General features: G+C 66.2%; 14 protein-coding genes and 2 pseudogenes. 7 read left to right on the top strand and 9 right to left on the bottom strand.

From position 1 onward, the window contains the following. The first annotated feature begins 74 nt into the window (after positions 1-74). A complete protein-coding gene (locus tag AC1DWT_RS22385) occupies positions 75-566 on the top strand; it encodes a GNAT family N-acetyltransferase (protein ID WP_241031208.1) in 492 nt (163 codons plus the stop codon). Between the two features lie 35 nt (positions 567-601). On the opposite strand, the gene AC1DWT_RS22380 is transcribed toward AC1DWT_RS22385, so the two are convergent. Continuing rightward, complete coding sequence (locus tag AC1DWT_RS22380) at positions 602-808, bottom strand: hypothetical protein (protein WP_072946260.1); 207 nt, start codon at positions 806-808, stop codon at positions 602-604. A 56-nt stretch (positions 809-864) separates the two neighbouring features. On the opposite strand from AC1DWT_RS22380, the gene AC1DWT_RS22375 reads away from it, so the two are divergent. After that, positions 865-1,818: a 1-phosphofructokinase family hexose kinase gene (locus tag AC1DWT_RS22375; protein WP_477922246.1), complete on the top strand. Its 954-nt coding sequence runs from the start codon at positions 865-867 to the stop codon at positions 1,816-1,818. 131 nt (positions 1,819-1,949) lie between these two features. Here AC1DWT_RS22375 and ppsA read toward each other — a convergent pair whose 3' ends face one another. Next, positions 1,950-4,289, bottom strand: a complete 2,340-nt coding sequence (gene ppsA / locus AC1DWT_RS22370; protein ID WP_477922244.1) for a phosphoenolpyruvate synthase — start codon at positions 4,287-4,289, stop codon at positions 1,950-1,952. 138 nt (positions 4,290-4,427) lie between these two features. Here ppsA and AC1DWT_RS22365 point away from each other — a divergent pair, with 138 nt between their 5' ends. Then, positions 4,428-5,114 carry a hypothetical protein gene (locus AC1DWT_RS22365; RefSeq protein ID WP_241031209.1) on the top strand — a complete coding sequence of 229 codons (687 nt, stop codon included), beginning with the start codon at positions 4,428-4,430 and terminating at the stop codon, positions 5,112-5,114. 38 nt (positions 5,115-5,152) lie between these two features. Here AC1DWT_RS22365 and AC1DWT_RS22360 read toward each other — a convergent pair whose 3' ends face one another. Further along, positions 5,153-6,055: a 3-oxoacyl-ACP synthase gene (locus AC1DWT_RS22360; RefSeq protein ID WP_477922242.1), complete on the bottom strand. Its 903-nt coding sequence runs from the start codon at positions 6,053-6,055 to the stop codon at positions 5,153-5,155. Continuing rightward, a complete protein-coding gene (locus tag AC1DWT_RS22355) occupies positions 6,039-7,142 on the bottom strand; it encodes a 3-oxoacyl-ACP synthase III family protein (protein WP_095864171.1) in 1,104 nt (367 codons plus the stop codon). Before AC1DWT_RS22355 ends, AC1DWT_RS22360 begins: the two co-directional genes overlap by 17 nt. Before the next feature lie 199 nt (positions 7,143-7,341). Between AC1DWT_RS22355 and AC1DWT_RS22350 the strand changes: the two genes are divergently transcribed. Further along, positions 7,342-7,905, top strand: coding sequence for a CBS domain-containing protein (locus AC1DWT_RS22350; protein WP_072946254.1), 564 nt, complete (start codon positions 7,342-7,344; stop codon positions 7,903-7,905). Here the strand turns inward: AC1DWT_RS22350 and AC1DWT_RS22345 are convergent. From AC1DWT_RS22345 to AC1DWT_RS22330, 4 genes are all read right to left on the bottom strand, one after another. After that, positions 7,887-9,278, bottom strand: a complete 1,392-nt coding sequence (locus AC1DWT_RS22345) for a wax ester/triacylglycerol synthase domain-containing protein (protein WP_206012292.1) — start codon at positions 9,276-9,278, stop codon at positions 7,887-7,889. The two genes, AC1DWT_RS22350 and AC1DWT_RS22345, sit on opposite strands and share 19 nt — an antisense overlap. 534 nt (positions 9,279-9,812) lie before the next feature. Continuing rightward, entirely contained in the window at positions 9,813-10,073 is a 261-nt protein-coding gene (locus tag AC1DWT_RS22340; protein ID WP_206015887.1) for an SHOCT domain-containing protein, read from the bottom strand. Positions 10,074-10,410: 337 nt separating this feature from the next. After that, positions 10,411-11,307, bottom strand: coding sequence for a universal stress protein (locus AC1DWT_RS22335; RefSeq protein WP_206012293.1), 897 nt, complete (start codon positions 11,305-11,307; stop codon positions 10,411-10,413). A 34-nt stretch (positions 11,308-11,341) separates the two neighbouring features. Further along, the gene (locus AC1DWT_RS22330) at positions 11,342-11,611 is read right to left on the bottom strand and encodes a DUF1918 domain-containing protein (protein WP_206012294.1); all 270 of its coding nucleotides are present in this window, start codon (positions 11,609-11,611) and stop codon (positions 11,342-11,344) included. 223 nt (positions 11,612-11,834) lie between these two features. On the opposite strand from AC1DWT_RS22330, the gene AC1DWT_RS22325 reads away from it, so the two are divergent. The 3 genes and pseudogenes from AC1DWT_RS22325 to AC1DWT_RS22315 all read left to right on the top strand — a co-directional run bounded on the left by AC1DWT_RS22325 (position 11,835) and on the right by AC1DWT_RS22315 (position 14,154). Further along, the gene (locus AC1DWT_RS22325) at positions 11,835-12,023 is read left to right on the top strand and encodes a hypothetical protein (protein ID WP_143548933.1); all 189 of its coding nucleotides are present in this window, start codon (positions 11,835-11,837) and stop codon (positions 12,021-12,023) included. Between the two features lie 170 nt (positions 12,024-12,193). After that, entirely contained in the window at positions 12,194-12,712 is a 519-nt protein-coding gene (locus AC1DWT_RS22320) for a flavodoxin family protein (protein WP_072946250.1), read from the top strand. Positions 12,713-12,841: 129 nt separating this feature from the next. Continuing rightward, a pseudogene (locus AC1DWT_RS22315) lies at positions 12,842-14,154 on the top strand (MBL fold metallo-hydrolase RNA specificity domain-containing protein). A 97-nt stretch (positions 14,155-14,251) separates the two neighbouring features. On the opposite strand, the pseudogene AC1DWT_RS22310 reads toward AC1DWT_RS22315, so the two are convergent. Beyond that, positions 14,252-14,832, bottom strand: a pseudogene (locus AC1DWT_RS22310) (phosphoribosyltransferase); the annotation flags it as partial. Position 14,833 lies beyond the last annotated feature (1 nt).

The raw sequence follows: 14,833 nt of genomic DNA, 5'->3' as shown, positions 1-14,833 counted from the left end.
ATTTACTGAGACGGCATCGACGGATCAGGTGAGTACGGATGGTGAGCACGTTTTCCCGGTCGCCTGCGGGCCTGGTGGTCCGCCCGCTGGACACCGCCGACCATGAGGCGGTCCGTCGGTTGCACGAACGGTTGAACGAGTACGACACGTACATGCGGTTCTTCACCGTCTACCCCGCGCACCTGGCCGCGCTGGCGGAGGCGATTTGTGTGGCCGATCCCAGCCATTACGCGCTCGGCGCATTTGTCGACGGCACGCTGGCGGGTGTTGCCAACTATGTGGCCCTCGATGTCGGCGACGCACCCGCGGAGGTCGAATTCGCTCTTGTCGTCGACGACGAATACAGGATGCACGGGATCGGGACATTGCTGCTGTCCCGCCTCACCGCGGCCGCGCGACAGCACGGCGTCACGCGTATGAGGGCTGAGATTCTGGCGCAGAACGCCATGGTGCTGAAAGTGATTCGAGATCTGGGCTGGTCCTCTGCGTTGCACCGCGATCGCGCCGAGATGCACCTTGATCTCGACCTGGATGACGTTCCTTCGCCTGCGGTTGCGGGCGGATGAACGGGGTCGGCGTGCACGGGTGGACCTCGTCGGAATCAGAGGACCGTTCGGTCGACATCTTCCCGACGGTGGTCCGGGAAACCCACACAGCGTATGTGGCAATGGTCGGCCACGGCGTCCTCCTGGCGGATGGCATCTTCTGCCTTCCGGACGACGCGCGCATCGTAGATTGCCTCGCCGTCGACGACCGTCTGCGCCACACGCAGGGTGCGGCAGGCGCGCGGTCCGAGGAACGCGGACATGTCCGTCTGGCGCCGCGGTACCTGCGCGCGGATCGGCTTCCACCGGGGAGCCCACCATGAACGACATCGTGACCCTGACGATGAACCCCGCTCTCGACATCACCACGGTCACCGGGCGGGTCATCCCCACGGACAAGATGCGCTGCGGTGCCCCTCGGCGCGACCCGGGGGGCGGCGGTATCAACGTCGCCCGGGTCCTGAATATGCTCGGCGAACGGGCGACAGCAGTATTCCCGTCCGGGGGACACAGCGGCCGGGAACTCGAGGATCTCGTGGCGACCGAAGGCGTGCCCAGTCGCACTGTCACGATCCGCGGATCGACACGGGAAAGCTTCACCGTCAACGAGGAACAGACGACATTGCAGTACCGGTTCGTCTTGCCCGGCCCGCGACTGACACCCCGGGAGGTCGATTCGTGCCTCCATCTGCTGTCCACCACCGCTGCGGATGCCCGGTTCGTGGTGGCGAGCGGAAGTCTCCCCCCGGGGGTTCCGGTGGATTTCTATCAGATCGTGGCGGACATCGTGTCCGACCTGGGCGCGCGCCTGTTTCTCGACACGTCGGGTCCGCCGTTGCGGGCGCTCCGTCGCGGCGTATATCTCCTCAAACCCAGCATTCGGGAGCTGCGTGAGTGCGTGGGGCGCGAGTTGCAGACCATCGACGACCAAGTCACTGCTGCAAGAGATCTCATCGCGTCTGGGGTGTGCGAGGTTGTGGTGCTGTCACTCGGCGCGGCGGGCGCGGTACATGTGACGGCGAAGGAGGCGGAGCATTGCCCCTCCGTGGAGGTTCCCGTGGTCAGCGGTGTCGGAGCGGGCGACAGCATGGTCGCCGGCACTCTCTTCGGGCTGGCACGCGGCTGGGAACTGCGGGACTCGGTGCGTTTCGGAATTGCCGCGGGAGCGGCCATGCTCGGGACCCCCGGCACGGCACTGTGCTGCCGCGCCGACATCGACCGCTACTACGCACAACTCACCGACCACGCCCCGGTGGGTGGTCGCGACAGGTGACCGGTGCGCCAGCTATGCGGCGGTGTCGATTCAGGGTATGGCGGAGACGGTCTACGGGTCATATCGGTCACCGAGTTCGTCGCACTAGGCGCGCCGCAATCAGGTGACTCGGCGTGTGCTGGGCGCCCGGTTCAGCCTTCGGTACGGTGTTCGGACCGTGCACGATCGAGGAGGATCCGGCGTTCGGCGGCGGACACCATGCGCCGGGTGGCCGCCGCCGCATCCGGTGCCACCGACACCGAGGTGATCCCCTTCCGGACCACGTGTTCGGCGAGGGCCGGGTTCGTCGACACGGCCTGACCGCACAAGGACGCGGTGAGCCCCGCGCGGGTCGCCCGTTCGATGATCGAGTCGATGGCATCGAGCACCGCCGGATCCATCGTGTCGAACAGGTCCCGGCAGATCTCGGAGTCACGGTCGACGCCGAGGACGAGTTGGGTCAGGTCGTTGGTTCCGATGGAGATTCCGTCGATTCCGAGGGCCGCGTACTCGGGGATCCAGTAGACGACCGACGGGACCTCCGCCATGATCCACCGGTGCATCCGGCGATCGGAGCCGAGCGGATGCGCATCGAGATGGCGAAGGCAGCTCTCGAGCTCCCAGCGGGTCCGCACGAACGGGATCATCAGGTGCACGTTCGGATGGCGTGCCCGTACGCGGTGAACGACGTCGAGGTCCAGCCCGAACAATTCCGGTTCACGCACGTACCGGAAGCATCCGCGGTAGCCGATCATGGGATTGTCCTCCGCGGGTTCGACGTCGCCACCCGTGAGATTGGCGAATTCGTTGGTGCGCAGGTCGATCGCGCGGTAGATCACCGGCCGGGGCGCGAAGGCCGCGGCGATACGTTCGACACCAGCGGCCATTTTCGCGACGTAGTCGTCCCGCCGGCCCTCGGCCAGCACTGTGGCCGGGTGGGTCCCTTGCAGCGCGTCCATAATCATGAACTCTGCGCGCAGGAGCCCGACCCCATCGACATCGCTTGCCGCGACTGATTCGGCGGCGTCGGGTGTTGCGAGATTGACGTAGACCGCGGTCGCTGTCGGTTCCGTCCAGGCGTGCCCGCCACCGCGCGGAGGGGCCGAGATGCCGGGCGGGGTATCGACGGCGTGCGCGGTCACCGCTACGCCGCCTTCGGATATGGTGCCCGCGTCGCCGTCGACGGTGACGACGGTTCCGTCGATGAGTGTGGTGGTGGCATCCCTGGTTCCGACGACCACGGGTCGGCCCAGTTCCCGGCCGACGATCGCGGCGTGGCAGGTGATGCCGCCCCCGTCGGTGACGATCGCCGCGGCGCGTCGTAATACGGGCAGCCAGTCGGGTCGTGTCATCGGGGCAACCAGGATGTCGCCGTCCTGAAGTCGGTGGGCATCGGCGACCGACCGGAGAACACGCACCTGGCCCGATACCGTTCCGGGGCTCGCGCCGAGCCCCTGCGTGAGCACCCTGCCGGCGGACGCGATTCCCGATGCCGGTGGTGCAGCAGCGGCGATCGGACGGTCACCGAGCGTCGTGATGGGGCGGGTCTGAACTATCCAGAGTTTGTCGCCGGCGAATGCGAACTCGAGGTCCTGCGGCGCCTGGTAATGCTCCTCCACCGAGACCGCCAGCAGGGCGAGGCGCTCCGCCTGGGTGTCGGTGAGGACCCGGATGCCGCGCTCGGTGACGGGGATCTCGGTTCTGTGTTCTCCGTCCGCGTCGGCTGTGATCGCGAAATCCTGTGCTCCGATGTGCACATCGAGGACGCGGAATCCGTCCTTGGAGACTGTGTAGGTGTCCGGCTCGACCTGCCCGCCTACCACCACTTCGCCGAGTCCTGTCGCGGCCTCGACGATGACATGATCACGTGCCCCGGTTCGCGGGTCGGCGGTGAACGCCACTCCGGAGCGGTCGGAATCGACCATCCTCTGCACGACGACCGCGGCCGCCGGCTCCTCCGAAACACTGTGGACGCTGCGGTAGCTGAGCGCTCGCTCGGACCACAGCGACGCCCAGCATTTGCGGACTGCCTCGACCAGAGCATCCAGCCCGGCGATATCGGTAAAGCTGTCGTGGATACCGGCGAATGACGTGTCAGCGGCGTCCTCAGCTGGTGCGGAGGAGCGCACCGCGACACGTACCGTCGGGCCGAGTTCGCGGTAGGCCTCGGCGATCTCGGCGCGCAGGGAATCGGGCACCGGCACCCCGAGGACGACGCCGCGCAGCTCCTGCGCGGCGTCCGTGAGCGCGGCCTCATCCGCCCCGGCAGGGGGCAGTGCCCGGTTGCGGRGGGTGGACCGCACCCCGGCCCCGTCCATCGCGTCCAGATAGGCGTCCTTGGTTACGACGAACCCCGGCGGGACGGGAAAACGGGCGTGGGTCAGCTCGCCCAAATTTGCGGCTTTCCCTCCGACGGAGGGAGCGTCGGGCAAGCGGACCTGATCGATCGGTCGTACCCATCGGTGCTCGACCGCCGCATGGGTGGCGTTCATGGGATCTCCTCACCGTCTCGCTCCAGACAACACCGCGCCTGCCGCGACCGCACAGGGTCGAAAGTCACCGTGACGGCGGCCCCGCGCCGCGACCGAAGACCCTGGTGCCGTGCCGGCGCCGAACCGAGGATGAAGGCTATGACGACGACACCGACCGGGCACGCTCTCGCGCTGCGCCGGGCCGCGGCCAGGATCGGGCAGGCCATCGCCGGCGCCGCCCTCATCGGCTTCCACGTGGCCTTCACGAAACCGCTGCGGCGGTGGCGGACCACCTGGGGCGCCACCGCCGCGGAGGCCGCGGCCACGCTCCCCGGAGACGAACTGGTCCCAGCGGCGCGCTGGGGATACACCCACGCCGTCACGATCGACGCACCGCCGGATCAGGTGTGGCCCTGGATTGTCCAACTCGGGCAGGGGCGGGGCGGATTCTACAGCTACGACGGACTCGAAAACCTCATCGGCTGTCGGGTACACAACACCGAGACGGTACTGCCCGACTACCAGATCCTGGCTGTCGGCGACGAGGTGTGGCTGCACCCGAAGGCTCCCCCGTTGACCGTTGCGATGGTCTCGGCAAACTCCGGACTGGTCCTGCACGGACACGACCCGCAGACCGCCGACGCGACCATCTGGGCATTTTACCTGGACCCCGTCGGCGACCATCAGACCCGGCTGGTGGAGAGAGGGCGCGGCAGCTATGGTCCCGGCCTCGCCAGTCGTCTCGCGTTCGGTCCCACTCTCATGGAGCCCGTCAGCTTCGTCATGAGCCGGAAGATGCTGCTGACGATCCGCCGCCTCGCCGGCCCCGCACCCGAACACAGCTGATCGGGAGACCTCCCGGGTCATCTCGCGGGTGCGTTGAGCTAGCTCGGGGTGGGTGTCCCGGGTGCCGGGGGTTCCTCGTAGAGTGCGGCACCTGCGGTCACCCCGGCACCCGCGGCGACGATCAACGTCCGTGTTCCCGCCGGCACGTGGTGGCTGCCGCCGTCCAGTCCGGCCACCAGGGCAGCGGTGTGCATGCGGTGATCCGCGGCGATCGTGATGCGCGATTCGCGTAGCCCCAGTCGCTGCGCGAGTTCGGCACGGAACTGCGGTCGAGCCGGTGCCGCCACGATGCGGTCGACATCCCCCAGTTGCAGGGATGCGTTGTTCAGGCACGCGGTGACGGCGGAGGCCGCCGCTGCCGCGTAGCGCRCATCCATCCATTCGGATCGATCGACGCGCAGCACGTTCCGGTCGTCGAGGTGCCCGACGGTCGCGCGGAACGCACCGCCGAGATCGTCGTCGGCGTTCGCCCAATGGACACGGCCCAGGCCGTATCGGCTGTCCGTCCAACTGCACAGCACGGCCCCGCCCGCAGCGGAGAAGGGGAAGTCCTCGCTCATCCCGTGGCCTGGGTCGGCGTCGCTGGCGACGACGAGCGCGTAATGAATGGTGCGCGAGCGGAGGAAGCCGTCCACGATCTGCAGTCCGGTCAGGACTCCACAGGTGCCGTTTGCGACGTCGAACGAGAACGTTCCGTGGGCGTCGGTGTGTGGGTCCTCCGGATGCGCGCCGATGTCTTCCTGAATCATCGCGGCGAGGGCCGGTTCGCCGAGATTGCGGTCCCGATAGATGCCCGCGTTGACGAGGAGGTCGAGATCGTCCGGGCTTCGGCCGGCTCGTTCGAGGCAAGTTGTCGCGGCGTTCACCGCAAGGCGGAGCGCGCTGTGCCGGGAGCGCCATCCCCCGTGCGCGACGTCTACCCGTTCAATGATCGTGCCCATAGCCGGCCACCAATTGTTCGTCTACTTGTACCAGGACGATGCCGATTTCCAGGCCGGATGCCAACGAGATCAAGGCAACGGTCTCCCCTGGCCGGATACGACCGGCCTCGAGCTCCTCGACCAACGCCACGGTATGGGTTGTCGAGGCGGTGTTCCCGTACCGGTCCACCGTGATGACTGCATCATGGCGGGGTGCGTCGCCGAAGGACTCGGTCAACTTGGCCATCCCTTTCCGGATCGCACGTGCGGAGGTCTGGTGCGTGATCACGTGGTCGATGTCGTGAACCGCCAGGCCGACGGTCTCGAGGACCTCGTGCAGCAACAACGGGGTGTCGGCGATCGCTGCCTTCTGGATGGCTCGCGAATCGGTGAACATGCGTGCGCCGGGATCGTCGCCCTTCGGATACGCGGTGCACAGTCGGCTGTAGTCGGCCACTGTCGTGAACCCGGCGAGCCGAATCCCTCCCGCTCCGGCCGGGGCCCGTTCCAGAACGAGCGCGGCACCCGCGTCGCCGAGCGTCAACGACGCCAGCTCCTTGCTCATGATGTTGTGTATGTGCTGCGCGGCATTCTGTCCGAGCTGGGAGATGTACTCGCCACTGACGATCAGGGCACGTTCGATGACACCCTGCCGAATCCAGTTGTTCGCGACCGTCACCCCGGTGAGCATTCCGGCGCAGGCATTGGCGAGGTCGAAGGTCATCGCGGTGACGGCACCGATGGCGTGGGCGACTGCACCACTCATCGTCGGTTCGAGCCACTGGGTCAGTCCTCCCCGGAATTTCGTGATACTGCAACTGATCACGACATCGATCGACGCCGCGGTATGCCCGGACCGGCGGAGCGCGTCCTGGGCTGCGGCGGTGGCAAGGGTGTAGGAATCCTCGTCGCCCACCGAGACCCGGCGCTCGCGGATGCCAGTCAACCGTTCCAGGTCGATGTGTGTCGTGTGACGTGTCGTCGCCATCAAATCGTCGGTGGTGAGCCGCGTCGACGGCAGATGCCGGCCCGCGCCCGCCACCCGGCTGCGATACGGCGCCCGGTCGCCGTCGTCCTCGGCCTCCATGACCAACCAGTGCTTGACCATCGAACGTGCCTCCTCCGTCCACCCACCATCTCGCAGGCGCGGGGGCCGCTACCAGAGCACTTCGGCCCCTGTCCGGGCCCCGGCCTCCCGACCCCTCGGTCGGGGCGCGTCGGGGTGGGTGAAGGCCAGGAGAGGCCCAATGGCCCTTTCTTCGAACATGTCCGACGGTGAGGCTGGATTTCGAGGGAAGGAGCCCGCCATGCATGCGCGGCACATCATGAGCAGCCCGGTCACCACCGTCACTGCGTCGACGCCGATCGACGAATGCCTCCGGATCGTCGAAGAATCCGGGTATACAGTCCTGCCCGTGGTCGACGAGGCGCACCATCTGGTCGGGATCGTCTCCGAAGGCGACCTTCTCCGCGAGAAATTCCGAACCTTGCCCCGGCCTGGCTCGGATATCGCAGAAACGATGACCAGTCCGGTGATCGCGATGACTCCGGACACCGACGTCAGTAGTCTCGCTTCCGCGATGCTGCGTTCGGGCCTGCGTGGCATTCCGATCGTCCACGACCGCGACGTCATCGGAATCGTCACGCGGCGCGACCTTCTCGGACTTCTGACGATGGACGACACACACATCGCGCACGAAGTGCAGCACCGCCTCGACGTGTATGCGGGATCACCGCGCTGGACGGTCACGGTGACGGAAGGCGAAGTCGCGATCGCGGGGCTACGCGGCGACGACCCGGAACGCGGGGTCGTCGAGGCCCTCGCCGAGACCGTGCCCGGCGTTGCCGACGTTCAGTTCGTCCAGACGTGAGTCGCCGCGACGTCCTGCGCGTCCGGGCACAGTGCGAGCACTTCCCGGAATCCGTCTGCGAGGCATGCGGTCAGAGCATCGAGATCGGGAACGGCGTCGGTGTCGGCGTCGATCCCGACGCAGCATTGCGACGTGTAGGACATCAGCGTCACGTTGAACGCCGATCCCAGGGTGGGGCTGAACGCGTAGTACCGGAGGACTTCCGATCCGGCGATGAACAGTGGCACCGGCGATCCCACCACGTTCGAGGCGACGAAGTCGACATGTTTGAGCATGTTGCCCAAGGTCGATGCCGGAAGCAGATTCAGGGCACCGGCAATGGTGGGCGACAGTGCCACCGCGGGTTCGTTGCGCCAGACGTCGACGGTGGCGTGGACGGTACGGATCAGCTCGGCGGGGTCACCGATGTCGGTGGGTAACCCGAACCGGGCGAGCGTGATGCGATTGCCTCCCAGCGAATCCTCCGCGGTCCGGAGACTGATGGGGAGCGTCAGGCGCAGCTCGTGGATGTCGACGCCGTGGAGACGGTGATACCGTGCCATTCCCCGCAGCACCGACGCCAGAAAAGCATCGTTGATCGAGCCCCCGCCGAGGCTGGCGGCCCGGCCCAGAGCTTCCACTGGGACGTCCAGCACGGCGAAGCGCCGTCGAGTGCTGCGCTTGGTCATCACCGGGGAGAGAGTGGTGACCACCGGGCGCGTGAGGCGCGTAATCGATCCCAGGACGGTGGCGGTGTTGCGCAACGTCTCACCCGGGTGCCGTGCCAGCTCCGCGCCGTGCCGGGCCACTGCTGTCGACGCCCGTCGCGCAAACTTGGTTGCGGTATCCCGGTACCAGGCAAGACCACCGGTCAGCGGACAGGACTCGGCCTCCTGAGGCTGCGCCGTCGCGGCGGGCTCTGCACGGGTGGTGCCCTCACGGGTGAAATCGACCATTTCCCGAGCGATTTGCATGCCGCCGACACCGTCGGTCAGGGAATGGTGCACCTTCATGACGAGGGCGGCCCGCCCCGAGTCGAGGCCGCTGAGCACCGTGAATTCCCACAGTGGGCGGTCCTTGTCGAAGGCTGTCATGCCCACGGTCCGGGCGAAGTCGAGGACGGCGGCCCAGCCTCCCGGGGCCGGCACCGTGAACCGACGCAGATGCCAGCTGAGGTCGAAGTCGGGGTCGTTCACCCATCGAGGCGGGGCCGGACTCATCGGGTCGGTGACGACCTTGCGCCGGAAGATCGGAATGTGTTGAGTCCCGCGACTCATCATGTCGATGAACCGCGACCAGTCGGGGCTCCGATCGAGGAGGGCCACGGCGACGATCGTCGAGCGCAGGATCGGGTCCTGCTCCATCCGCCACGACATGTAGTCCGTCTGTGTCATGTATCGGTGTCGTACCGCTCTCATCCTGATCACCTCGCTGCCCGCGGCCGCAGGCCTCGGAGGGAAAACACATGCGGTCGGGCACTTCTCGCCTCGGTCCTCGCTGCACGCTCCAGTATCTCGGGGAGTTTGTGACTGCTCCAGTGCCGAAATGCTCTTTTCCCGCCTGCCGCCGGCGACGGACGCTGAGGGGCGTCCGAATGTACCCACCGGGGAAAGAGCAACCATGTACCAGATCCATTCCGAGGTACCGAGACTCCGGTGGCCGTGGGTCGTCGTCTCTGCGCCGCCCGGACGACATTGGTAGGCGTCGGCCTGATGATCGCCGCCGTGCCGATGGTCGTCCTCCGGGGCGTCAATTCGTTGTGACTCCCCGATCTACTCGCGGTCCGCATGTCACATCGGCATCATGTTCATGGGCGGCAGTATGCCCATGCTGTGCAGCCACATCATGAACTGGTGCATCATCTGCATCGCATCCATCGCGGTCACCTCCTTCCACGCGGCAATCCCCGACGACGTCGCGGCCCAAGGTCATGGCGGTCCGTGTGTCCGCAACGTGGTGAGGCGTTCCCGGTACTCCGTCTCGTCGATTTCTCCTCGTGCGAAGCGTTCCGCCAGAAGCTTTTCGGCTCCGTGCAGGGCGGATGGTGAATGTGCCGGCGGCATCGACGCGGTGTGGCCGACGTAGTGGACGAGTACGCCGATGCCGAGTACGAGCAATCCCCAGAACAGTGCCATCCCAACGAACATCAGTGCATAACCCCAACCCCAGCCGGGTTCGTAGTCGTACATCACGGCGAGGCCTCCTACTCCTCGGTGGCGGCCGCTTCGGCTCGATCGGCAGGGCGGCGGCTCCCGTGCCTCCAGTGTCTCGCTCCGTCGACGACAGGCACAGAGTCTTTCGGCTCCTGCCCTGGTCGCCCTGCAGACCTCCGCCGTCGCTGAACGGCCGTTCGGCCCTCTGCGAATTCTGTACGCGTCCGGATCCGGGAGGGGTCATCGACTAACGCGTTCCCGATGCTGGGTCGGCGGCATGAACCGGCGCGTGCCGCCTGTAGGCCGGAACGACATCGACGTCTGTAAAGCTCCGCGTGTGTGCACCCATGGGGGATACGGCAGCGCACTCCGCTCAGACGTCGGTGCGGCAGATCATCACCGGGCACATCACGTGATGCAGAAGGTTCTGACTGGTCGATCCCATCAGAGAGCCGGCGAACCGATTATGGCCGTGACTTCCGACGACGACGAGTTGGGCATCGGCGGCATATTCGAGGAGAAGTTCCGCGGGATTCTGCTCCTCGATGATGGTCGTCAGCTGGAGGTCGGGGTACTTCTCTCGCCACCCGGCCAGACTCTCCGCCACCAGGACGGCCTGTTCCTCCGCCACGATTTTCCAATTCACCTTCTCGCCCGCGGCCCGCCGACCCACGATGTCACCGGCGCCCCACGCGTGCACTGCCAGGATCGGGACCTCGAACAATGTCGCGAACTCGACCGCGGACTCGATGGCCAGGGCGCTGAGTTCACTGCCGTCGACACCGACGATGACGGGGCTGTGGTCCGGCTCCGGGGATCGGCTCTGCGACCGGAAGACCGTGACAGGGCAATGCGCGTGGTTGACCACTCGCATGACAGTCGAGCCGGTGACGAGCGACTTCATTGTGCCGGCACCGGTGGCGCCGGCCACCACCAACTCCGCATGTTCGCTCATTGCGACAAGGGCCTGTCCCGCGGGCCCCGGATGGGTGCTGCGCGACAACCGGATATTCGGGAAGGCCTGCCGCACTCGGTGCGCGACCCCATCGAGGATCTCGTCCGCGGATCGTTCTACCTCCGCAGCGAATTCGTCCTGGAACAGCAGTGCCGCCTCGCTGAAGTGATATCCGGGGGTTGGCAGCGAGTGCGCCAGATGCAGAGGCGCGTTTTTCCGCTGGGCTACCGCCGCAGCCCACACCGCGGCCCGCAACGCGCGTTCCGAGCCGTCGATACCGACGACGATGGCTTGCCGGTTCGCGAGAGTGCTCATGGTCTACTCCATCTCCTGGGCACACGTGTCAGGCTCAGCGGGCTTGGGGCTGTCGGGCGATCGCCTGCTGAAGTTCGGCGATGCGGCTCTGCTCGTGACTGTCCGCCTTCAGCTTGTCGGCGGCCGTCACCACATGGGCGTCGGGTCCCGGAAAGAGGAGCGCCTCATGGTCGTTGCGCAGCCACCTGACGCGATACGGCGTCCCGCCGTCGGCCTGACGGACCTCGACAATCTGCCCGACGTCGTCCGGCGTGTCGACGATCGTGCCCTTGACCACCAGCCAATCCCCCGGTTCTGCATGCATTCCGATCTCTGTCCGCCACAACCCATATGGCCGATTGGTGCGTAGCGGTTTCGATTGTCGGTGGCGGGTGCTGCGGCGGGCAAGAGGCTTTCGGCACCTGTCCAGACCCAAGCGGCCGGGAGAAGACGGGCGGTGGCGGCCCAAAAGTGACGGTCGGCCCTAGTCGGGGGCCGGGCCGGGCGGGTTCGATGGCAGAAGGAATATCACCCCGGATGGAGTCGACATGAAGCCAGCACCCAGAGAACGCCGACTGCCTGCGGCCCGGCGAATCCCGCAGTCGAATGCCGGAGGCAGGCAGCAATGCGTTCCGGTGCCCGAACCGGACGTCGTGAGGTGGCCCGATCCGAGCCCGTTGGCCAACTGGTGGGTGCGCGTCATGTTCGACGCCGATTACGATCAACGCGCGTCGTGACTGTCCTCTATCATCTGATACTGTACACGAAATCCCAACTGTCACAAATCTTTGCGCCCCCACGGGGCGGCTACAGCGGATGAAACGGTCGTGGATGAATCCTTCGGAGGACTGCACCTGTGGTCGATCCACTCGCCCCGACGGGGCACTCGTTACAGGAGGAATAGATCATGAGCACACTCGTCGTCTATGAGTCGATGTTCGGAAACACCCGTCACGTCGCCGAAGCGATCGCGCGTGGAGTGGCCACGACCGGTGCGGTGAAAACTGTTCCGGTGTCGCAGGCACGTGAGGAGGACCTGTCCGCGTACGACCTGTTGATCGTCGGCGGCCCGACGCACGTACACGGGATGAGCCGGGAGTCGACGCGCCGCGGTGCGGAAGAGACCGCTCACAAGCCTGACAGTACGGTGACGCTCGAGCCCGATGCCACCAGTGAGGGTCTTCGAGAATGGCTCTCGTCGCTTCCGCCCTCACATGGCAGGGCAGTCGCGTTCGACACCCGTGCGGATGCACCCGCCTTGTTGACCGGGAGGGCATCGAAAGGTATCGGAAAGAAGCTTCGCCACTTGGGGTTCGATCTCGTTGCGGAGTCGGAGAGTTTCCTTGTCGACAAGGAGTCGCATCTCGAGGACAACGAAGCGGCGCGGGCCGAACAGTGGGGGCGAGTGCTCGCGCAGCATCAGTGATGCGACCGCATCTGGTGCGTGCCCGCGCTCGTACGCCGATTTCGGCCAGAACCAAGCCGCCTCAGACGAGGCTCCCATGGCGAATCACGTGACCCTCACGGCGCCGCGAAGACGGTAACCGGCTCGTGCATGGAATTTACGTTCGAGGACCGGCGCATCCTGGTGGACTGCGGACTGTTCCAGGGATCACGCAGCCTCGCGACGCTGAACTGCGGGGCTTTCGCCTTCGCGCCGGACACCGTTGACGCCGTCGTCCTCATCCACGCCCATATCGATCATTGTGGACTGCTGCCCAAACTGGTGGCACAGAGCTACGAGGGACCGATATTTTGCACCGACCAATCCGCCGACCTCCTGGAATACATGCTCGCCGACGCCGGGCGGATCCAAGAGTTCGAGGCAGAGCGACGAAAAGGCGTTCCACGCAGATCCTGAGGGGCCTTCAGGGATGGACTACGTCGTCTGCGAATCGACCTACGGCAGCCGAACGCGGGCGCAACTCACCCTCGCCCAGCGACGCGACCTGTTCGAAGAAGAAATCAACACGGCCATCGCCCGCGGCGGCAATCTGGTGATCCCCGCCTTCGCACTCGAGCGCACCGAGGAACTCTTACTCGATATCGCGTATCTCGCCGACCAGAATCGCATCCCCCACGTGCCGGTCTCCGTCGACTCACCACTAGCCAACCGTGCGACCAGTGTCTTCGCCAGACATGCATCCGAACTCGAGGATCTCGGCGGCAAGGATGTCTTCCACCATCCCGCGATCCACTATGTAGATGACGCTTCCGCTTCCATGCGGATCAACAACATGTCGGGGGGGCATCGTCGTTGCGGCCTCGGGCATGTGCGAGGCCGGACGCATTCGCCATCACCTCGAGCACAATCTGCATCGCCGGGATTCCACGATCCTGTTCGTCGGGTTCCAGGCACAAGGATCGCTTGGACGTGTGCTGCTCGAAGGCGCAGAGCGCGTGCGCATTTCGGGAACCGACCTCAATGTTCGAGCCCATGTCCGGCGGATCGACAGCTATTCCGCCCATGCCGACCAGACCGAACTTCTGACGTGGATCACGGAGCGGAAGCCGATCTCGGGCAGCTTGTTCCTGACGCACGGGGAGCCGGGGGCAGCGGCGGCGCCGGCCGAACTGGTCACAGAGCACGATCCTTCGCTTACCGTCATCATCCCGGCGATCGGAGAAAGTTACCAGCTGCAGTCCGGCACCCCGGCGAAGCTGGTCGGCACCGCGCGTTCGGATGCGGCTCAATTGGTCGGCCGCGACTGGCAGAACGACTACGCCGATTTTGCGGTCGGTCTCAAGCACCAACTCGCGCGGATCTCGGATTCCGAGAACCGTCGGAGGGCAATCGCGGCCATGCGCAAGGTTCTCGACGATTACGCCGAACCCCGCGACACTCGGCAGAAACGGGTCCGCGTCTGATCCGACGGGATCTGTCCTCCCTGTTGTTGCCGGAGCGAGCGGCGGCTCACGCTCCTCGACCGTGCCCGGCCCGGATGGCGATGCCCGAGATCGGCGCCTAGCGTGGATGAGGCCCCGCGTACCCGGCTGCCTGGGACGGCAGATAGGTCGTGAACCAGCCGCGAGCCACGGCCGCGACCTGTTCGAGAGTGCCCGGCTCCTCGAACTGGTGCGTGGCACCCGGAACGATCTCGATGCGGCTGTTGCCGGGGATCGCGGCCTGTGCCCGGCGATTGAGGTCGAGGAAACCGACGATCAACAGGGTGCAGGTCTGCACTTTCCTCAGGCACTCGCCCGCGAGGTCGGGTCGACCAGTCGCTCCGAGAGGAGGTCGATGTCGAACACCAGGGTTCGATCGCCTCCTTCGCCGACGCAGAGGAGGTCGAACAGGAGTGTGGCGAGTCCGGCTCGGTTCAGGATGTCGGCGACGTAGCGGTTGCGGGGGCTGTGTCGGCTGCTGCCGCTGCCGTGCGCGAACACGACCATCCCGATGGGGTCTTCCGGGATGGTCAGGTGTCCTGCAAGCCGGACCGTGCCCGTGTCGATTTCGATGTTCTTGTCGCACAATGGCGGATCATCAATGCCTTGGGCTGTGATGGCCGGTTCGCGGACGCCGTCGCGTGCGGCCTGCAGCAGCGCG

This window comes from Rhodococcus sp. P4_B6 (genome assembly GCF_056402215.1).
The sequence above is the reverse complement of the archived record's forward strand: the minus strand, read 5'-3'. Positions and strand labels throughout refer to the sequence as shown.